The sequence below is a fragment of the Pseudomonas sp. MT92 genome, assembly GCF_058792515.1.
Genome location: NZ_JBXAFA010000004.1, coordinates 404699 through 424261, shown reverse-complemented (window position 1 = coordinate 424261; position 19563 = coordinate 404699). Strand labels below are relative to the sequence as shown.

Sequence of the window (19563 nt, the reverse complement as noted above, 5' to 3'; positions counted from 1 at the left end):
AACTGGATTCACTAGAGCGAGAACCCTGACATGGGCAACCTCAAGCAAGACACCATGCCGGTGATCCGCCACATGCGTGACTTCGATCGGAACTCCGGCAACCGCCTGGAGCGCTGGGTCTTCAACTACCGTCCGCTGTTCATGCTGGTCATGGCCTTGATCACCCTGGTGCTGGGCTACATGGCGGCCACTCGCCTGGAGCTGCGCCCCAGCTTCGAAAAAATGATTCCGCAGAGCCAGCCCTACATTCAGAACTTCCTCGAGAACCGCCAATCGTTGCGCGGCCTGGGCAGCTCGGTGCGGGTGGTGGTGGAAAACACCCAGGGCGACATCTTCGACCCCGACTATCTGGCCGTGCTCAAGCAGGTCAACGACGACCTGTTCCTCACCGAAGGCGTCGACCGCGCCTGGATGAAGTCCTTGTGGAGCCCTTCGGTACGCTGGAATGAAGTCACCGAGGAAGGCTTCCAGGGCGGCCCGGTGATGCCCGATGCGTACCAGGGTTCGCCCGCAGACATCGAACAGCTGCGCCAGAACATCAACCGCGCCGGCATCGTCGGCAGCCTGGTGGCCAGCGATTTCAAATCGACCATGTTGATCGTGCCGCTGCTGGACAAAGCCTCGGCGACCGGCCACGGCATCAATTACTACCCGTTCGCGCAGCTGCTCGAACAACAGCTGCGTGACAAGATCGAGTTTGCCGGCGACAGCAAGGCCCGCAAGGCCGGGGAGGAGGGCAAGGGCAAATACAAGGTGCGGGTGATCGGTTTTGCCAAGTTGATCGGCGACCTGATCGACGGCCTGATCCAGGTGATGATGTTTTTCGGCCTGGCCGTGGTCACCTCGTTCGTCATCATTTACCTCTACACCCGCTGCCTGCGCAGTACGCTGCTGGTGATCTTCTGTTCGCTGACGGCGGTGGTCTGGCAATTGGGCATTGTCGCCTGGCTGGGCTATGCCATCGATCCGTACTCGGTGCTGGTGCCGTTCCTGATCTTCGCCATCGGTGTCTCCCACGCGGCGCAGAAGATGAACGGCATCATGCAGGACATCGCCCGTGGCACCCATAAACTGATCGCGGCGCGCTACACCTTCCGCCGTTTGTTCATTGCCGGGGTCACCGCGTTGCTGGCTGACGCGGTGGGTTTCGCGGTGCTGATGCTGATCGACATTCCGGTGATCCAGGACCTGGCCATCACCGCCAGCATCGGCGTGGCCGTGTTGATCTTCACCTCGCTGCTACTGATGCCGGTGGCGCTGTCCTACATCGGTGTCGGGCGCAAGGCCGCCGAGCGCGCGTTGAAGATCGACACCCGCGCCGACGAAAGCCGTGGCTTCGGCAAACTGTGGGATTTTCTCGACCGCTTCACCACGCGCAAGTGGGCCACGGGCATCGTGCTCGGCGCCGTGGCGCTGGGCATCGCGGGCTTCATGGTCAGTCAGCACCTGCAGATCGGCGACCTCGACAGCGGCGCCCCGGAGCTGCGCGCCGACTCGCGCTATAACCGCGATAACGCCTACATCACCAGCCACTATGCGCTGTCCAGTGATCTGTTCGCGGTGATGATCAAGACCGCACCCGAAGGTTGCCTCAATTATCAGACGCTGATTCTGGCCGACCGCCTGGCCTGGGCACTGCAGCAATACCCCGGTGTGCAAGCGACCTCTTCGCTGGTCAACGCGGTCCGGCAGATCACCGCCGGATCGTTCGAGGGCAATCCCAAGCTCAACAGCATCCAGCGCAACCAGAACGTGCTGAACTACGCGGCGCAGCAGGCCTCGGTCAATGCCCCGGAACTGTTCAACACCGACTGTTCGGTGATGCCGGTGATCGCTTTCCTCAAGGACCACAAGGCCGAGACGCTGGACGCGGTGGTCGCCATCGCCGACAAGTTCGCCCGGGAAAACAGCACCCCGGACCGCCAGTTCCTGCTGGCTGCCGGCACCGCCGGTATCGAAGCGGCGACCAATATCGTCGTGCGCGAGGCCAACCACACGATGCTGCTGTACGTCTATGCAGCAGTGACGCTGTTCTGCCTGATCACCTTCCGCAGCTGGCGTGCCACGCTGGTGGCGCTGTTGCCGCTGGTGCTGACGTCGATTCTCTGCGAGGCGTTGATGGTCATCATGGGAATCGGCGTCAAGGTCGCGACGCTGCCGGTGATCGCGCTGGGGGTCGGGATCGGCGTCGACTACGCGCTGTATTTGCTCAGCGTGCAGTTGCACTACCAGCGCCAGGGCATGCCGTTGGCACAGGCCTACCGTAATGCCGTGTCCTTCACTGGCCGGGTGGTGGGGCTGGTCGGCATCACCCTGGCGGCAGGTGTGGTGTGCTGGGCCTGGTCGCCGATCAAGTTCCAGGCCGACATGGGCATCCTGCTGACCTTCATGTTCATCTGGAACATGCTCGGCGCCTTGATCCTGATCCCGGCGCTGTCCTGTTTCCTGCTGCGCAACATCACCCCCGTACCCGCAAGCACCAGCGAACGCACGGCTGAGCTTGTGGGCGCAAACCATTAACCCTTCGCACTTCCATTGACCAGGGCATGTTGAATGCCCTGACATTGCCTGAGTATTTCAAATATGGCTGACTACAAAGCGCCCCTGCGCGATATCCGGTTCGTACTCAATGAAGTTTTCAAAGTCTCCCGCCTGTGGGCGGCGATGCCGGCGCTGGCCGAGGTGGTGGATGAAGAAACCGCCAATGCGATCCTTGAAGAAGCCGGCAAGATCAGTGCAGAACTGATCGCACCGCTCAGTCGCAGTGGCGACGAGCAGGGTTGCGCCTGGAACAACGGCGAAGTGTCCACCCCTGACGGTTTTGCGCAGGCCTATCGCGCCTTTGCCGAAGGCGGCTGGGGCGGTGTCGGTGGTGACCCGGCCTACGGCGGCATGGGCATGCCCAAGGTGATCGGTGCGCAGGTCGAGGAAATGGTCAACGGTGCCAATCTGTCTTTCGGTCTGTATCCGATGCTCACCGCTGGGGCCTGTCTGGCGATCAAGGCCCATGCCAGCGAAGAACTGAAATCCGCCTTCCTGCCGAACCTGTACGCCGGTGTCTGGGCCGGTTCCATGTGCCTGACCGAACCGCACGCGGGCACCGACCTGGGCATCATCCGCACCAAGGCCGAGCCTCAGGCCGATGGCTCCTACAAGGTCAGCGGCACCAAGATCTTCATCACCGGTGGCGAGCAAGACCTGACCGAAAACATCATTCACCTGGTGCTGGCCAAACTGCCGGATGCCCCGGCGGGGCCGAAGGGCATTTCGCTGTTCCTGGTGCCGAAGTTCATGGTCAATGCCGATGGCAGCCTGGGGCCGCGAAACGCGCTGTCCTGTGGTTCGATCGAACACAAGATGGGGATCAAGGCCTCCGCCACCTGTGTGATGAACTTTGACGGCGCCACCGGCTGGATCGTCGATGCGCCGAACAGGGGCCTGGCGGCGATGTTCACCATGATGAACTACGAGCGTCTGGGTGTCGGCATTCAAGGCCTGGCCACGGGTGAGCGTTCGTATCAGAACGCCGTTGAATACGCCCGTGATCGTCTGCAAAGCCGTTCGCCGAGCGGCGCGCAGAGCAAGGACACCGTGGCCGACCCGATCATCGTCCACCCGGACGTGCGGCGCATGCTGCTGACCATGAAAGCCGCAAACGAAGGCGGGCGCGCCTTCTCGACGTACGTGGCCATGCAACTGGACACCGCCAGATTCAGCGAAGACACCGCAACCCGCCAGCGCGCGGAAGGCCTGGTGGCGTTGCTGACCCCGGTGGCCAAGGCGTTCCTCACCGATATGGGGCTGGAGACCACGATTCATGGCCAGCAGATCTTCGGCGGCCACGGTTACATCCGCGAATGGGGCCAGGAGCAACTGGTGCGCGACGTGCGTATCACCCAGATCTACGAAGGCACCAACGGCATTCAGGCGCTGGACCTGGTTGGACGCAAAGTGGTGGGCACTGGCGGTGAGCTGTACAAACTGTTCGCTGACGAGATTCGCCATTTCACCGCCACCGCTTGCGCCGACCTCGCGGAGTTCACCAGACCGTTGAACAGCGCCCTGGACAACCTCGACGAACTCACGGCATGGCTGCTCGACCGTTCGAAAAACAATCCCAACGAAATCGGCGCGGCGTCGGTCGAGTACCTGCACGCCTTCGGCTACACCGCCTACGCCTACATGTGGGCGCTGATGGCCAAGGCTTCGGTGAGCAGGGAAGCGCAGGACGACTTCTACGCCAGCAAACTGGGCACGGCGCGGTTCTACTTCGCCCGCCTGCTGCCGCGCGTTCAGTCGCTGGCCGCGTCGGTCAAGGCCGGTAGCGATTCGCTGTACTTGCTCGACGCCGATCAGTTCTGACCCCGTGAACCGGAGATGACCTCCAATCAACCGCATCAGGAAGACTTCACCGTGGTGAAAACAAAAATACTCGCCCCCGCACCAGGCGCTTATAGCTACCCCTTGTTGATCAAGAGCCTGTTGCTCTCGGGCGCACGCTATGCGCCCGATCAGGAAATTGTCTACGCGGACAAGCTGCGCTACAGCTACCGGACACTGAATGAGCGCATCCAGCGATTGGCCAACGCGCTCACGCAAGCGGGCGTCAAGGCCGGTGATACCGTGGCCCTGCTGGATTGGGACAGCCATCGGTATCTGGAGTGTTTTTTCGCCGTGCCCATGCTTGGCGCGGTGTTGCACACGGTGAATATCCGTCTGTCTGCGGAGCAGGTTCTCTACACCATGAACCACGCCGAAGATGATCTGGTGCTGGTACATGACGATTTTCTGCCACTGATGGAGCAGGTCCACGATCAGCTGACAACCGTCAAAGGCTACATTCAGCTCACCGATCAGGACGCGCCGTCGACTGGGTTACCGGTGCTGGGGGAATATGAACGTCTGTTGGCGCAGGCTGAACCGCGCTTCGATTTCCCCGATTTCGATGAGCATTCGGTCGCCACACTGTTCTACACCACCGGCACGACGGGCGACCCCAAGGGCGTTTACTTTTCCCATCGCCAGTTGGTCTTGCACACGCTCAATGCCGTCGGCACCCTCGGCGTGTATCAGGGTTTGCCATTGTTGCGCTCCGACGATGTCTACATGCCAATCACGCCGATGTTCCATGTGCATGCCTGGGGCGTGCCCTATGTCGCGACATTGATGGGGATCAAGCAGGTTTATCCCGGGCGCTATGAGCCCAATAGCCTGGTCAGGTTGTACCGCGAAGAGAAGGTCAGTTTTTCCCATTGCGTGCCAACGATCCTGCAAATGATCCTGGGTTGCGACGAAGCCGCCGCGACTGACTTTCGCGGCTGGAAAATGCTCCTGGGCGGCAGCGCCTTGACCCATGGCCTGGCCGCCCAGGCCACCGCACGGGGCATGCGGGTGCACAGCGGCTACGGGATGTCCGAGACCTGTCCGTTGCTGTGCCTGACGCACCTGAGTGAGGCCGAGCTGGAACAACCGGCGCCAGACCAGGTGGCCGCTCGGATCAAGACCGGGGTGGCAGTGCCGATGGTCGACTTGCGCATCATCGATGCCAGCGGCAACGAGGTGGTGCAGGATGGCGAGGCGCTCGGCGAGATCGTGGTGCGTGCGCCCTGGTTGACCCAGGGCTACCTGAACGCACCCGAGCAAGGCGCGCAGCTGTGGGAAAACGGCTGGATGCATACCGGTGACATTGGCTCCATCGACCCCATGGGCGTTGTGGAGATCAAGGACCGGATCAAAGACGTGATCAAGACGGGCGGGGAGTGGATCAGCTCGCTGGAACTGGAGAGCCTGATCAGCGAACACCCGGCGGTCAGCTCGGTTGCGGTCGTGGGCGTTCCGGACCCGCAGTGGGGTGAACGACCGGTGGCGCTGGTGGTGTCAGAAGGCATCACGGCTGAAATGCTGGTGGCTCATCTGCATCGGTATGTCGAGAGTGGCCGCATCAACAAATGGGCGATCCCCCGGCAGATCAGGCTGGTGGCCGACATACCCAAGACCAGTGTCGGGAAGATCAACAAGCGGCTGATCCGTGAACAGGAATTGAGCCAATAGCCGACGATGTGCCCTTGCAGGGGCGAGCCTGCTCGCGATGGTGGTCAACGAAAACGCGGGGACCTGATACCCGTGGCGTCTTCGAGTTCATCGTCGGAACGCCGCCCGGAGCCGGCTCGCTCCTACAAGGGCGGTGGGTCACTCCAGATGTTCGGGTTTGACCGGGTCCCCTGACTGCATGTTCAGCTGCACCCGTACATCCTCGAACATGAGGTCGTAATGCTTGTGGATCGAGCCGATCTGGCTGTGGGTCTTGGGAATGCCGTACTTCTCCGCGATTTTCGTGACGTTGCTGGCGAAGTTGTAGGCCTGGTCCTTGGGCAGATAGAACGTCTCGTCGAACTCCCTGCCCTGAATGGTGCCGTGCATTTTGAACTGCATCCCCTTGCCTTCCTTGGGGTCCTGAGTGACTTCATAGTCGATGTACACGTTGTAGCTGACGTCGTCGCTGGTCAGCGCGTGACGCTCGATGTGTAAGTGACCGGGCTCGAACTTAGCCATTGTCATCTCTCCTGCAAACAGGCCTTGAAGGCGGGCAGGCCTGCTGCCGGCCCGCGACTTAACGTTTATCGATAGCTGATGCCGGGTGTCGCCGTACTGACGCGGGTGCCGGCCTTGCCCTGGACGATCGCTTCGATGTCCGAGAGTGAGCCAATCACCGCGACCTTTCCAGTATGGCGGGCAAACTCGCAGGCTGCCTGCACTTTTGGCCCCATGGACCCGGCGGCAAAGCCCAGACGCTCCAGTTCGTCGGGGTGCGCCTGGGCGATGGCTTTCTGGGTCGGTTTGCCATAGTCGATAAACGCCGCGTTGACGTCTGTAGCGATCACCAGCAGATCGCTTTCCAGCTGTTCGGCCAGCAGCGCCGAGCAAAGGTCTTTGTCGATCACCGCTTCGACGCCTTCGAGTTTTCCGGGCGCCGTGTACAGGGTCGGAATACCGCCACCGCCGGCACAGATCACGATGCTGCCTTTCTCCAGCAGCCACTTGATCGGGCGGATTTCGAAGATACGCTTCGGTCTGGGGCTGGCGACCACGCGGCGGAATTTGTCGCCGTCCGGAGCGATGGCCCAGCCTTTTTCGGCGGCAAGTTTTTCCGCCTCGGCCTTGGTGTACACCGGTCCGATGGGTTTGCTGGGCTTCTGGAACGCCGGGTCATTGGCGTCCACTTCGACCTGAGTCAGCAGCGTGGCGAAGGGCACTTCGAAGTCCAGCAGGTTGCCCAGTTCCTGTTCGATGATGTAGCCGATCATGCCTTCGGTTTCGGCACCCAGCACGTCCAGCGGATAAGGCGATACCGAGGTGTAGGCCGCCGCTTGCAGTGACAGCAGGCCGACCTGAGGGCCATTGCCGTGGGCGATGACCAGTTGGTTGCCGGGGTGGATCTTGGCGATCTGTTCGGTGGCGACCCGGATGTTGGCGCGCTGATTGTCAGCGGTCATCGGTTCACCCCGGCGAAGCAGGGCGTTACCGCCCAGAGCAACGACGATTCGCATGGTGCATGTCCTTCAAAAAGAGAAGTAAGCGGGCGACCCGATCTCCTTGTGGGAGCTGGCAAGCCAGCTCCCACAAGGAGCCGAGTCAGCTGTTACAGATCAGCCAGAGTCGACACCAGAATCGCCTTGATGGTGTGCATGCGGTTTTCCGCTTGCTCGAAGGCGATGCAGGCCGGTGACTCAAACACGTCGTCCGTCACTTCGATGCCGTTGGCCAGGTGCGGATACTGTTCGGCAATCTGCTTGCCGACCTTGGTATCGCTGTTGTGGAACGCGGGCAGGCAATGCATGAACTTGGTGCGCGGGTTGCCGGTGGCTTTCATCAGTTCGGCATTGACCTGATACGGCAGCAGTTGCTTGATGCGTTCGGCCCAGGCTTCGACCGGTTCGCCCATGGACACCCAAACGTCGGTGTGGATGAAGTCCACGCCTTTGACAGCGGCTTTCGGGTCCTCGGTCAGGGTGATGCGGGCACCGCTTTCTTCCGCGTATTTTTTGCAGCGACCCACCAGGTCGTCCGCCGGCCACAGGGCTTTTGGCGCGCAAATGCGCACGTCCATACCGAGCTTGGCACCCACCAGCAGCAGTGAGTTGCCCATGTTGTTACGCGCATCCCCGAGGTAGGCGTAGCTGATTTCATGGATCGGCTTGTCGGCGTGTTCACGCATGGTCAGCACGTCGGCGATCATTTGCGTCGGGTGATATTCATCGGTCAGGCCGTTGAACACCGGGACGCCGGCAAACTTGGCCAGCTCTTCGACGATTTCCTGTTTGAAGCCACGGTATTCGATGGCGTCGTACATGCGCCCGAGCACCCGGGCGGTGTCCTTCATGCTTTCCTTGTGGCCGATCTGCGAAGAGTTGGGATCGATGTAGGTGACATTGGCGCCCTGATCATAAGCAGCGACTTCGAAGGCGCAGCGGGTGCGGGTCGAGGTCTTTTCGAAGATCAGCGCAATGTTGTTGCCCTTGAGGTGTTGCTGTTCCGTGCCGGTGTATTTGGCCCGCTTGAGGTCGCGAGACAGGTCGAGCAGATAGCGCAATTCGCGAGGGGTGTGATGTTCCAGGCTCAGCAGATTGCGGTTATGGATGTTGAACGCCATTTTGGATCTCCAGGGTGTCGGTTATCCCCTTGGTCCGCACTCGGTAAGTGCGGACCGAGGTCTATAGGTTAGTAGTCGATCGGGTCGCGGATGATCGGGCAGGTCATGCAGTGGCCACCGCCACGGCCGCGGCCGAGTTCGCCGGCGCTGATGGTGATGACCTCGACCCCGGCCTTGCGCAGCAGGGTGTTGGTGTAGGTGTTGCGGTCATAGCCGATGACCACGCCGGGTTCCATGGCGACCACGTTGTTACCGTCGTCCCACTGTTCGCGTTCGGCGGCGAAGCTGTTGCCGCCGGTTTCCACGACGCGCAGTGCTTTCAGATTGAGGGCCTTGGCCACGGTGTCGAGGAAGTTGGTTTCTTCGCGACGAATGTCGATGCCGCCTTGCTTGCTTTCGTCCGGGCGCAGGGTGAAGGCCACGATCTGGTTCACCACTTCCGGGAAGATGGTCACCAGGTCGCGGTCGCAGAAGCTGAACACCGTGTCCAGGTGCATCGCTGCACGGGATTTTGGCAGGCCGGCGACGATCACTTTCTCGACGGCTTTGTTCTTGAACAGATTGAGCGCCAGTTGGCCAATGGCCTGACGGGAGGAGCGCTCACCCATGCCGATCAAGACCACGCCGTTGCCGATTGGCATGACGTCGCCGCCTTCAAGGGTGGAGCTGCCGTGTTCCTGGTCAGGATCGCCGTACCAGATCTGGAAGTCGGCGTTAGTGAACTCCGGGTGGAATTTGTAGATGGCGGTCGTCAGCAGCGTTTCCTGACGGCGCGCCGGCCAGTACATCGGGTTGAGCGTCACGCCACCGTAGATCCAGCAGGTGGTATCGCGGGTGAATTGGGTGTTGGGCAGTGGCGGCAGAATGAAGCTGGAGTGGCCGAGGAAGTCGCGGAACATCTGGATGGTCTTGCCACCGAAGCTGTCCGGCAGGTCATCGGCCGACACGCCGCCGATCAGGAACTCGGCGATCTTGCGCGGTTCCAGGCTGCGCAGCCAAGAGCTTGTTTCATTGATCAGGCCCAGGCCGACCGAATTGGCGGTGACCTTGCGTTCCAGAATCCAGTCCAGGGCTTCGGGAATGGCAACGATGTCGGTCAACAGGTTGTGCATTTCCAGCACATCAACGTTGCGCTCTCGCATTTTGGTGACGAAGTCAAAATGGTCGCGCTTGGCTTGTGCCACCCACAACACATCATCGAAAAGCAGTTCGTCACAGTTGTTCGGGGTCAGCCGCTGATGGGCCAGGCCGGGGGAGCAAACCATGACTTTGCGCAGCTTGCCGGCTTCGGAATGGACGCCGTACTTAACTTTTTCCGTGGTCATTACCGTGATCCTCCAGATGACAATTATTCAGCTATTACATGGTCAGGAAGCCGTCATACAGCCCATAGGCCGCCACCAGGGCGCCTACGACGACGGCTGCGAAAATCAGCTTCTCGACGTTGGTGAAAACCGGTTTGTTGAGTTCCATCTTGGCCTTGGCGAACAGAATCACGCCGGGGGCATAGAGCAGGGCGGACAGCAGCAGGTATTTGACGCCGCCGGCGTAGATCAGCCAGATCGCGTAAATCAGGGCGACAGCACCGATGAGCAGGTCTTTGCGGCGCTCGGCCGCCGCGTTTTCATAAGTCTCACCGCGTACCGCCAACAGCAGCGCATAGGCCGCCGACCACAGGTACGGCACCAGAATCATCGAGGTTGCCAGGTAGATCAGTGACAGGTAAGTACTGGCCGAGAACAGGGTGATGATCAGGAACAGTTGCACCATGGCGTTGGTCAGCCACAGGGCGTTGACCGGTACATTCTTGGCGTTTTCCTTGCGCAGGAACGCCGGCATGGTGTGGTCCTTGGCCGCGGCAAACATGATTTCCGCGCACAGCAGCACCCATGACAGCAATGCACCGAGCAGCGAGATGACCAGGCCGACGCTGATCAGCACCGCGCCCCAATGGCCCACCACGTGTTCCAGCACGGCGGCCATCGACGGGTTCTGCAGCTTGGCCAGTTCCGGTTGGGTCATGACGCCCAGCGACAGTACGTTCACCAGCACCAGGAACAGCAGCACGGTGATGAAACCGATCACGGTGGCTTTACCCACATCGGTGCGTTTTTCCGCCCGCGCCGAGAAAATGCTCGCGCCTTCGATGCCGATGAACACCCACACGGTGACCAGCATCATGTTGCGCACCTGGTTCATCACACTGCCCAGGTCGGGGTTTTTCAGGCCCCAGATGTCAGCGGTAAAGATGTCCAGTTTGAAGGCGAACAAGGTAATCAACATGAACAGCATCAGCGGCACGACCTTGGCGACGGTGGTCACCAGGTTGATGAACGCCGCTTCCTTGATCCCCTGCAACACGAGGAAATGCACGGCCCACAGCAGCACTGACGCGCCGATGACGGCGGCCACGGTATTGCCTTCACCGAAGATCGGGAAGAAATACCCCAGCGTGCTGAACAACAGAACGAAGTAACCGACGTTGCCCAGCCAGGCACTGATCCAGTATCCCCAAGCGGACGAGAAACCCATGTAGTCGCCAAAACCGGCCTTGGCATAAGCGTAAACCCCGGCGTCCAGATCAGGCTTTCGGTTGGCCAGGGTCTGGAACACGAAGGCCAGGGTCAACATGCCCACGGCGGTAATTGCCCAACCAATCAGAATGGCGCCGACGTCAGCACTGACGGCCATGTTTTGTGGCAAAGAGAAAATGCCGCCACCAATCATCGAGCCGACGACCAGGGCAACCAGTGCGCCAAGTTTCAGTTTTCCGGGGGATTCAGACATTGCATGACTCCAATGCAGGAGAAGAGAGACAACAGAGTAGTTCTGTTAGCAATTCAATCATCTGACTTAGATCAGTACATGGGTACATTCCATTGTAATTTGAAGGACTTATGCGTATTTCATTGGCATAGTGATTTCTCCGGAAAAGCCTTATCCAGAGGGCTTGTACAGAAAAAAACGGCAATACCCGGTATTGCTTTGAGTTTTTACGCTAGTTCGTTTTTTGGTTTCCGCAAATTTTCGACGTCCGATTGCAGTAGCGCTTGTGGATTAACGGTTTCGTTCAACCCAAGTGTTCTTAGCAAGGCGCCTATATTCTGATCGGCTATAAATAAACGGGTCCCCGATTTGGCGTTATTTAATAAACGTACTTACGCTGTAGCCCTTTAGTTAATGCCAACCAAGTGACGGTTTGATGGCTGTGCCAGAGCCCGGCCGCATCGGGAAATACATGGAGACTCAGGAATGTCGCAACCGACGCAAAAGCTTCGACTCAGTGCATTGATCGCCCTGGTGGTGGGCTCGATGATAGGTGGCGGTATTTTCTCTTTGCCTCAGAACATGGCAGAACGCGCCCATGCCGGTGCGGTGCTGATTGGCTGGGCAATTACCGCCGTGGGCATGTTGACCCTGGCTTTCGTGTTCCAGACCCTGGCCAATCGCAAGCCGGAACTGAATTCCGGGGTGTATGCCTACGCCAAGGCCGGGTTTGGCGACTACATGGGGTTTTCTTCGGCCTGGGGATACTGGATCAGTGCCTGGCTGGGTAACGTTGGCTATTTCGTATTGCTGTTCAGCACCCTCGGTTATTTTTTTCCGGTATTTGGCCAGGGCAATACACCGATCGCCATCGGCTGCGCCTCGGTGCTGCTATGGGCCGTGCATTTTCTGGTGATGCGAGGGATCAAGGAAGCGGCGTTCATCAACCAGTTGACCACCGTGGCCAAGATCGTCCCGCTGATCATGTTCATTGTGATTGCCGCCGTGGCGTTCAAGGCCGAAGTCTTTACTCGCGACATTTGGGGCAAGAGCAATCCGGACTTCGGCGGCGTGATGGACCAGGTGCGCAACATGATGCTGGTGACGGTGTTCGTGTTCATCGGCATTGAAGGCGCCAGCATCTATTCGGCCAGGGCAGAGAAACGTGCGGATGTCGGGCGGGCGACGGTGATCGGCTTCCTCGGTGTCCTGGCGCTGCTGGTATTGGTGAACGTGTTGTCGCTCGGGATCATGAGCCAGCCTGAACTGGCGACGTTGCAGAACCCGTCGCTGGCAGCTGTTCTGGAGCACGTAGTGGGGCATTGGGGGGCGGTACTGATCAGCGTCGGCCTGGCGATCTCATTGCTTGGGGCCTTGTTGTCGTGGGCATTGCTGTGCGCGGAGATCCTCTTTGCCACCGCCAAAGACAAGACCATGCCGGCGTTCCTGACCCGGGAAAACGCCAACCATGTACCGGTCAACGCCTTGTGGCTGACCAATTCAATGATCCAGATTTTCTTGCTGATCACGCTGTTTTCCGCAGGGACCTACACCAGCCTGATCTACCTCGCGTCTTCGATGATTCTGGTGCCTTACCTGTGGTCGGCGGCCTATGCGGTGCTGTTGAGCGGGCGCGGGGAAACCTATGAACATGCCTCGGCGGAGCGGACCAAGGATCTGTTGATCGGCGGCATCGCGTTGAGTTATGCGGTGTGGCTGCTGTATGCCGGGGGCGTGAAATACCTGCTGCTCTCGGCGTTGCTGTATGCACCTGGGGTGATCTTGTTCGCCAAGGCCAAGCACGAGCAGGGTGAACCTTTGTTCACCCATTTCGAGAAGGGCATTTTTACCTGTGTCATCACCGGCGCCGGCCTGGCGGGATATGGGTTGTACAGCGGTTTTCTGTCGTTATGAGGCGTGTTCAAAGCTCCTCGTCTTCGGCACCGGGATAGAACCCATGCAGCAGGCGATAGCGGTCATGCCGTACCTGAGCGATACGGTCGAGGACCTGGCGCTCAGGGAAACCCAGCATGATCAGGGCATGGGAGGCGAGCATCAGGCTGGACTCGAGTAACTCGGGCACCACTTCGCTGGCACCGGCCGCTTTCAACTCGGGACTCTGGCTGTCGTCCCGCGTACGCACCAGGATCGGCACGTGCGGATTGATGCGGCGCGCCTCCTTCACCACCTGCAGGGCAACCTCGGCTTTGTCGACGGCTATGACCACCAGGCTGGCACGCTCCAGGCCCACGGCGACGAGTAGCTCGCCACGATGAGAGTCGCCGTAATGCACAGCGCTTTCGGCCACGGCGGCTTCCCGAACCCGGACCGGGTCATTATCGAGGGCGATGTAGGGCTGCCGGGCCTTGTGCAGGATGCGCCCGATGGATTGCCCCACGCGACCGTAACCACAAATCACCACATGGCCCTGCACCTCGGCGTTGAGCGCGCTGATTTCCTCCAGCTTCACTTCTTCATTGGGTTTGCGGTGCAGATGTGTGGCAATCCAGGGTGCGGCGCGCAGCAAAGACGGGGTGACCACCATCGAGCAGAAGGTCGCCGCGAGCAGCAAGCTGCCGAGCCCAGCGGGCATCAGGTCGTTTTGCTGCATCTGCGCCATCAATGCAAAGCAGAACTCGCCGCCCTGGGCCAGGGCCAGGCCGCTACGCCAGGCGGTCTCCCGGTCGCTGCCACGTAATTTGACCAACAGCGCGACCACGCTGCCCTTGATCAGCAACAACGCCAGGGTCAGTCCGAGGATTAACAGGCCGTGACTGGCGAACAGGCGCAAGTCGATCAGCATGCCGATGCTGATGAAAAACACGCCGAGCAGTATGTCGCGAAACGGCCGCAGATCGGCCTCGATCTGGTGCCGGTAGTGGCTTTCCCCCAGCAGCATGCCGGCGAGAAATGCGCCGAGGGCAGGGGAGAGACCGATCAGGTGCGTCAGCCCGGCGGTCAGCAGGACGATCACCAGGGCCAGCAAGACGAACAGTTCCGCCGAGCGAGCCGCCGCGACCTCATGGAACAGGCGCGGCAGTACCCAGCGACTGGCCAGGGACAGCCCGACGAACAACACCACGGTTTTGCCCAGGGTCAGGGGCAGCGCCCAATACCAGGCTTGATCGCTGTTGCCGGCGAACACCGGCACCAGGGTCAGCAACAACACCGCGACCACGTCCTGGAACAACAAAACGCCGATGGCGTTCTGGCCGTGGCTGCTGAAAATCTCGCCGAGGCTGGTCAGCTCCTTGCTGACAATGGCCGTGGACGACAGCGCCAGGCCGCCACCGAGTAACAGTGCAGACGTGGTCGGCACGCCCGCGAGCATCAGCAATGCGCCCAGCACCGCCCCGGACACCAGCACTTGAAGGCTGCCCAGGCCAAAGACAACCTGGCGCAGCGCGATCATTTTCGACAGGGAAAACTCCAGCCCGAGCGAGAACAGCAAAAACACCACGCCCAGTTCGGCCAGAAGCGGCAGTGCTTCACTGTCATCCACCCAGCCAAATGCCTTGGGCCCGACGATCAGGCCCACAAAGAGATAACCCAGCACCGGTGGCAATCGCAGGCGATAGAACAGGGAAATGACGACCAGCGACGAGGTGAGGATGATGATCAGACTGACGAACATGGAGACTCCGTGACGGTGCTGGGGGCGGCCACAACGCCGCGCCAGTGAGGCTCAAGGCGAAAGGTTGACGTCAGGGTGGGGCCTGATTCTTCAAGTCGGCTATCGAGGGTAACGCTAAGCCAGTGCGTGGTTACCGGGGGAGTGTAGACCGCGCTTCGAACACAGCCGGGGTTTGCTCGCGTCAATACGGCAGCAATATCGATTCAAACTACACTCACAGGGCTGCAAGTGCCCTGTCGAAAGGCCGGGGTCAGCGCAAACCCGTGAACTTGAATGACGATGGTGATCCCGTTCCTGAGGCTTGAACGGACGATGCTCGCAGTACGCCTCCGCCGGGGCGAACTGTTGTAAGTCAGTGACTCTTCTTCGTGAGGGCTTGAACATGGCAAAGGAAAAAAAACGCAGCTCCAAGGGCACTTCCGCTGAAAGCTCGAAACTGACAAACAAAGTGTATCTGGCGCAACTGCGCCTGTTGCATGTCGAACTGGTCAAGCTGCAGGAGTGGGTCCAGAAAAAGGGCGTCAAGGTCTGTATCGTCTTCGAGGGGCGCGACGGTGCCGGCAAGGGCGGAACGATCAAGGCGCTGACCGAACGAGTCAGCCCGAGGGTTTTTCGGGTGGTGGCCTTGCCGGCACCGACCGACCGAGAAAAAAGCCAGATGTATGTGCAGCGCTACCTGCCGTACCTGCCTGCGGCCGGTGAAGTGGTGATCTTCGATCGCAGTTGGTACAACCGTGCGGGCGTCGAGCGGGTGATGGGGTTCTGCAGCGAGGAACAGGTAGACGTTTTCCTGAAATCGGTGCCCATGGTGGAACATGCGATCGTCAACTCGGGCGTCATTCTGCTCAAGTATTGGCTGGAGGTCAGCGAGCAAGAGCAGACCCGTCGACTCGAGGCGCGCATCCAGGACGGACGCAAAATCTGGAAGCTTTCCCCGATGGATCTCAAGTCCTACAGTCGCTGGTACGACTATTCGCGCGCCCGTGACGAGATGTTCAAGGCAACCGACACCGAATTTGCGCCGTGGCTTGTTGCGAACTCGAACGACAAGCGCCGGGCGCGCCTCAATATCATCACCGACCTGCTCAGCCGCATCCCCTACCAGAGTGTTCCGCGCGAGAAGGTGAAGTTGCCCAAGCGGCAGAAGCCTGATGGCTATCGCGAACCGGATTATCCCTACAGGAAAATCCCGCAAAAATTCTGACCGGTACGTCCACGCGAACCTGCGCCATCGCCAGAGGGCTGAAGTCCCATGAATCAATCGGATACGACGCCACCCGAGCCGGGGCGGATTGCGCGCAAGGAAACAGGCGCTGACCAACCTGGCTGGAGCCGCTGGCTGCCGGGCCTGCGAGTGCTGCGCAGTTACAAGGCTGCCTGGCTGCAGCACGATATCGTCGCCGGCCTGGTGCTCACGACCATGCTGGTGCCGGTCGGCATCGCCTATGCAGTGGCATCAGGCGTCCCCGGTATCTATGGCCTCTACGCGACCATCGTGCCGCTACTTGCCTATGCGCTGTTCGGGCCCAGCCGGATTCTGGTACTGGGGCCCGATTCCTCGCTGGCTGCGGTAATACTCGCGGTGGTCCTGCCATTGTCCGGCGGCGACCCGCAGCGAGCGATCGCCCTGGCGGGCATGATGGCGATCGTTTCGGGGGTGGTGTGCATTCTGGCCGGGGTCGCGCGTCTGGGCTTCGTCACGGAACTGCTGTCCAAACCGATTCGCTATGGCTACATGAACGGGATCGCGTTGACAGTTTTGATCAGCCAGTTACCGAAGTTTTTCGGCTTCTCGATCAACTCGGAAGGCCCCCTGAGAAATCTGTGGGCCATTGCCAACGCGGTGCTTCATGGCAAGACCAATTGGGTCACGTTCGCCATCGGCGCGGCAACCCTGGCGGTGATCCTGCTGCTCAAGGACAAAAAGCGCGTGCCGGGGATTCTGATCGCAGTGGCAGGCGCCACGGTGGCCGTGGGTGTCCTGGACCTGGCATCGCATAACGTAGCGATCCTCGGCTCGCTGCCACAAGGCCTGCCAGCGTTCGCCATCCCGTGGATCACCACTGACGATATCGTCCCGGTGATCATCGGCGGTTGCGCCGTTGCCCTGGTGTCGTTCGCCGACACCAGTGTGCTTTCACGGGTGTATGCGGCGCGCACCCATTCCTACGTCGACCCGAACCAGGAGATGGTGGGGCTCGGTGTCGCCAATCTGGCGGGCGGGTTGTTTCAAGGCTTCCCGATCAGCAGCAGTTCATCGCGCACCCCCGTGGCCGAAGCAGCGGGGGCCAGAACCCAACTGGCCGGCGTCGTCGGTGCGCTGGCGGTCGCCGTGTTGCTGATGGTGGCGCCGGACCTGCTGCATAACCTGCCGACCAGCGCCTTGGCCGCTGTGGTGATCGCTTCGGCGATCGGTCTGATCGAGGTCACCGACCTGCTGCGTATCTACCGTATCCAGCGTTGGGAATTCTGGCTCTCCATCGTCTGTACGATAGGTGTGGCGGTGTTCGGCGCCATCGAGGGCATCGGCCTGGCGATCGTCATTGCGGTCATTGAGTTTCTATGGGATGCCTGGCGCCCGTACTCTGCCGTGCTGGGTCGTGCCGATGGCGTGCACGGCTTTCATGACATCAAGCGTTATCCGGACGCACGCATGCTGCCGGGCCTGGTGTTATTCCGCTGGGACGCACCGTTGTTTTTCGCCAACGCCGAGCTGTTCAGTGACCGCGTGCTGGACGCCGTGGCCGCATCCCCGACGCCCGTGCGATGGCTGGTGGTGGCGGCAGAACCGGTGACCAGCGTCGATGTGACCTCCGCCGACATGCTCGCCGAGCTGCACCAAACCTTGCACGAAGCCGGCATCGAATTATGCGTGGCGGAAATGAAGGACCCGGTCAAGGACAAACTGCAGCGATTCGGGCTTCTCGCGAAGTTCGGCGAGTCGGCGTTCTTCCCGACGGTGGGCTCGGCGGTCAGCCACTACCTCCAACGCTATCCCGTAGAACATCGGGAGGGAAATGACCTGGATCTCGAGTAAGCCATCACGATGGTGATAGGGCGGGCCCTGGCGGTTTGATCATGGTTGCGTTTTCGGCACATCGGTTGCGGTCAGTTTGTCTGCCTGATTCACCCAACCGCCGCCGGTTGCCTTGTACAGATCAATCATGCTGGTGAACACCGAGCCACGGGTGCGGGTGTAGTTCAATTCGGCGTCGAACAGACTGCGCTCGGCGTCCAGCACTTCGATGTAGCTGGTGTAGCCGTTGTCGTAGCGCAACCGTGCGTAGTGGGCGTAGGTGCTCAGTGCCTCGACCTGCTTGGCCTGGTAGGCCATCTGTTCTCTGGATTTGCTCGACGCGACCAAGGCGTTTTCCACGTCCCTGAACGCCGATTGAATCGACTGTTGGTAGAACTGCAGCGCTTGTTTCTGGATGGCTTCGGCTTGTTGCACCTGCCCGGCGATACCGCCGGCGGTGAAGATCGGCATGCTCGCCGCAACACCATAGGACCAGGTGGAAGCGGGTCCGGTGAACAGGTTCGACAGCTGGTTGCTGGCAGAGCCCAACAGCCCGGTCAGGGAAATGGTCGGGAAGTACTGGGCCTTGGCTGCGCCGATCTGGGCATTGGCCGAGATCAGGTTCAGCTCGGCCTGACGCAAATCAGGTCGCCGTTCGAGCAAATCCGACGGCAGGCCGGCAGGCACCGTTGGCAGATTCAGTTGGGCCAGGTCACGCCCGCGGATGATCGGCCCCGGGTTGCGTCCGAGCAGCACGGCCAGGGCGTTTTCCTGTTGTGCGACCAGGGGTTCGAATTGCGCAACCGACGCCCGGGTGCGCTCGTATTCGGATTGGTTCTGCGCCAATTCCATTTCGGAAATGGTGCCGGCACCGTAGCGCAGTTTGAATATTTCGTAGGATTCACCGCGCGCCTTGGCGGTCGTGCGGGCGATTTCCAGCTCCCGGTCGAGATCACGCAGCGTTACGTAACTCGACGCGACTGACGCCACCAGGCTCAATATGACGCTTCGACGGCCTTCTTCCGACGCCAGCAGATCGGCACGGGCGGATTCGTCAAGGCGGCGCAAACGGCCCCAGATATCCAGTTCCCAGTTCACGCTGAGAATCGCCTGGTAGTTGTTGAACACCGGATCCACCGACGGATCGAGCGGCACCGGCCCGTTGTCTCGCTGCGAGCGGGACCGCTGCCCCTGGGCGCCCAGCCCGACTTGTGGAAACAGCAGGGAGCGGGTCTGACCGTAACGCCCCTGGAATTCCTCGACCCGCGCGGCGGCAATCTTGATGTCTTTGTTTTCGAGCAACGCGGTGCGGATCAGATCATTCAGGACCGGGTCCTGGAACTGCTCCCACCACAGCGTGTTCGACAGATTCTTCGCTTCCTTGTCCGCGTAACGGTAGGCCGCCGGGGTTTCAATGGTCGGGTGCTGGTAGTCAGGTCCTACCATGCAACCCGCCAGGCCCAGGCACAACAAGAGTGGAAAAGGGGGCTTACGCAT

General features: G+C 60.5%; 13 protein-coding genes. 6 read left to right on the top strand and 7 right to left on the bottom strand.

Annotation, left to right across the window (positions count from 1 at the left end):
* The first annotated feature begins 30 nt into the window (after positions 1–30).
* From AC1Q6D_RS10215 to AC1Q6D_RS10205, 3 genes are all read left to right on the top strand, one after another.
* Positions 31–2520 carry an efflux RND transporter permease subunit gene (locus AC1Q6D_RS10215; protein ID WP_103405498.1) on the top strand — a complete coding sequence of 830 codons (2490 nt, stop codon included), beginning with the start codon at positions 31–33 and terminating at the stop codon, positions 2518–2520.
* A gap of 63 nt (positions 2521–2583) precedes the next feature.
* Entirely contained in the window at positions 2584–4362 is a 1779-nt protein-coding gene (locus tag AC1Q6D_RS10210) for an acyl-CoA dehydrogenase C-terminal domain-containing protein (protein WP_103405497.1), read from the top strand.
* A gap of 51 nt (positions 4363–4413) precedes the next feature.
* Positions 4414–6051 carry a fatty acid--CoA ligase gene (locus AC1Q6D_RS10205; protein WP_103405535.1) on the top strand — a complete coding sequence of 546 codons (1638 nt, stop codon included), beginning with the start codon at positions 4414–4416 and terminating at the stop codon, positions 6049–6051.
* A gap of 138 nt (positions 6052–6189) precedes the next feature.
* Here AC1Q6D_RS10205 and AC1Q6D_RS10200 read toward each other — a convergent pair whose 3' ends face one another.
* The 5 genes from AC1Q6D_RS10200 to arcD (AC1Q6D_RS10180) all read right to left on the bottom strand — a co-directional run bounded on the left by AC1Q6D_RS10200 (position 6190) and on the right by arcD (AC1Q6D_RS10180) (position 11437).
* The gene (locus AC1Q6D_RS10200; protein ID WP_103405496.1) at positions 6190–6552 is read right to left on the bottom strand and encodes a DUF5064 family protein; all 363 of its coding nucleotides are present in this window, start codon (positions 6550–6552) and stop codon (positions 6190–6192) included.
* A gap of 65 nt (positions 6553–6617) precedes the next feature.
* Positions 6618–7547: a carbamate kinase gene (arcC, locus tag AC1Q6D_RS10195; RefSeq protein WP_103405495.1), complete on the bottom strand. Its 930-nt coding sequence runs from the start codon at positions 7545–7547 to the stop codon at positions 6618–6620.
* A 92-nt stretch (positions 7548–7639) separates the two neighbouring features.
* Positions 7640–8650, bottom strand: coding sequence for an ornithine carbamoyltransferase (locus AC1Q6D_RS10190; RefSeq protein WP_090461679.1), 1011 nt, complete (start codon positions 8648–8650; stop codon positions 7640–7642).
* 68 nt (positions 8651–8718) lie between these two features.
* Positions 8719–9975, bottom strand: a complete 1257-nt coding sequence (gene arcA / locus AC1Q6D_RS10185) for an arginine deiminase (protein WP_103405494.1) — start codon at positions 9973–9975, stop codon at positions 8719–8721.
* Positions 9976–10009: 34 nt separating this feature from the next.
* Positions 10010–11437, bottom strand: a complete 1428-nt coding sequence (arcD, locus tag AC1Q6D_RS10180; RefSeq protein WP_103405493.1) for an arginine-ornithine antiporter — start codon at positions 11435–11437, stop codon at positions 10010–10012.
* Positions 11438–11902: 465 nt separating this feature from the next.
* Between arcD (AC1Q6D_RS10180) and arcD (AC1Q6D_RS10175) the strand changes: the two genes are divergently transcribed.
* Positions 11903–13330: an arginine-ornithine antiporter gene (gene arcD, locus AC1Q6D_RS10175; RefSeq protein ID WP_103405492.1), complete on the top strand. Its 1428-nt coding sequence runs from the start codon at positions 11903–11905 to the stop codon at positions 13328–13330.
* Positions 13331–13337: 7 nt separating this feature from the next.
* On the opposite strand, the gene AC1Q6D_RS10170 is transcribed toward arcD (AC1Q6D_RS10175), so the two are convergent.
* On the bottom strand, positions 13338–15050 hold the full coding sequence (locus AC1Q6D_RS10170; protein WP_103405491.1) for a cation:proton antiporter: 1713 nt from the start codon (positions 15048–15050) through the stop codon (positions 13338–13340).
* Between the two features lie 382 nt (positions 15051–15432).
* On the opposite strand from AC1Q6D_RS10170, the gene ppk2 reads away from it, so the two are divergent.
* Both ppk2 and AC1Q6D_RS10160 read left to right on the top strand, forming a co-directional pair.
* Positions 15433–16254 (top strand): polyphosphate kinase 2, encoded by an 822-nt coding sequence (ppk2, locus tag AC1Q6D_RS10165; RefSeq protein ID WP_103405490.1) that lies wholly within the window; start codon positions 15433–15435, stop codon positions 16252–16254.
* Between the two features lie 48 nt (positions 16255–16302).
* Complete coding sequence (locus AC1Q6D_RS10160; protein ID WP_103405489.1) at positions 16303–18087, top strand: SulP family inorganic anion transporter; 1785 nt, start codon at positions 16303–16305, stop codon at positions 18085–18087.
* Between the two features lie 39 nt (positions 18088–18126).
* On the opposite strand, the gene AC1Q6D_RS10155 is transcribed toward AC1Q6D_RS10160, so the two are convergent.
* Positions 18127–19563 carry an efflux transporter outer membrane subunit gene (locus AC1Q6D_RS10155; protein ID WP_103405488.1) on the bottom strand — a complete coding sequence of 479 codons (1437 nt, stop codon included), beginning with the start codon at positions 19561–19563 and terminating at the stop codon, positions 18127–18129.

Coding starts and splice junctions, on each gene's coding strand:
- AC1Q6D_RS10160 (WP_103405489.1), top strand. CDS start 16,303: ATGAATCAATCGGATACGACGCCACCCGAGCCGGGGCGGATTGCGCGC.
- AC1Q6D_RS10210 (WP_103405497.1), top strand. CDS start 2,584: ATGGCTGACTACAAAGCGCCCCTGCGCGATATCCGGTTCGTACTCAAT.
- arcD (WP_103405492.1), top strand. CDS start 11,903: ATGTCGCAACCGACGCAAAAGCTTCGACTCAGTGCATTGATCGCCCTG.
- arcA (WP_103405494.1), bottom strand. CDS start 9,975: ATGACCACGGAAAAAGTTAAGTACGGCGTCCATTCCGAAGCCGGCAAG.
- AC1Q6D_RS10170 (WP_103405491.1), bottom strand. CDS start 15,050: ATGTTCGTCAGTCTGATCATCATCCTCACCTCGTCGCTGGTCGTCATT.
- arcD (WP_103405493.1), bottom strand. CDS start 11,437: ATGTCTGAATCCCCCGGAAAACTGAAACTTGGCGCACTGGTTGCCCTG.
- AC1Q6D_RS10200 (WP_103405496.1), bottom strand. CDS start 6,552: ATGGCTAAGTTCGAGCCCGGTCACTTACACATCGAGCGTCACGCGCTG.
- AC1Q6D_RS10190 (WP_090461679.1), bottom strand. CDS start 8,650: ATGGCGTTCAACATCCATAACCGCAATCTGCTGAGCCTGGAACATCAC.
- AC1Q6D_RS10215 (WP_103405498.1), top strand. CDS start 31: ATGGGCAACCTCAAGCAAGACACCATGCCGGTGATCCGCCACATGCGT.
- arcC (WP_103405495.1), bottom strand. CDS start 7,547: ATGCGAATCGTCGTTGCTCTGGGCGGTAACGCCCTGCTTCGCCGGGGT.
- ppk2 (WP_103405490.1), top strand. CDS start 15,433: ATGGCAAAGGAAAAAAAACGCAGCTCCAAGGGCACTTCCGCTGAAAGC.
- AC1Q6D_RS10155 (WP_103405488.1), bottom strand. CDS start 19,563: ATGCGTAAGCCCCCTTTTCCACTCTTGTTGTGCCTGGGCCTGGCGGGT.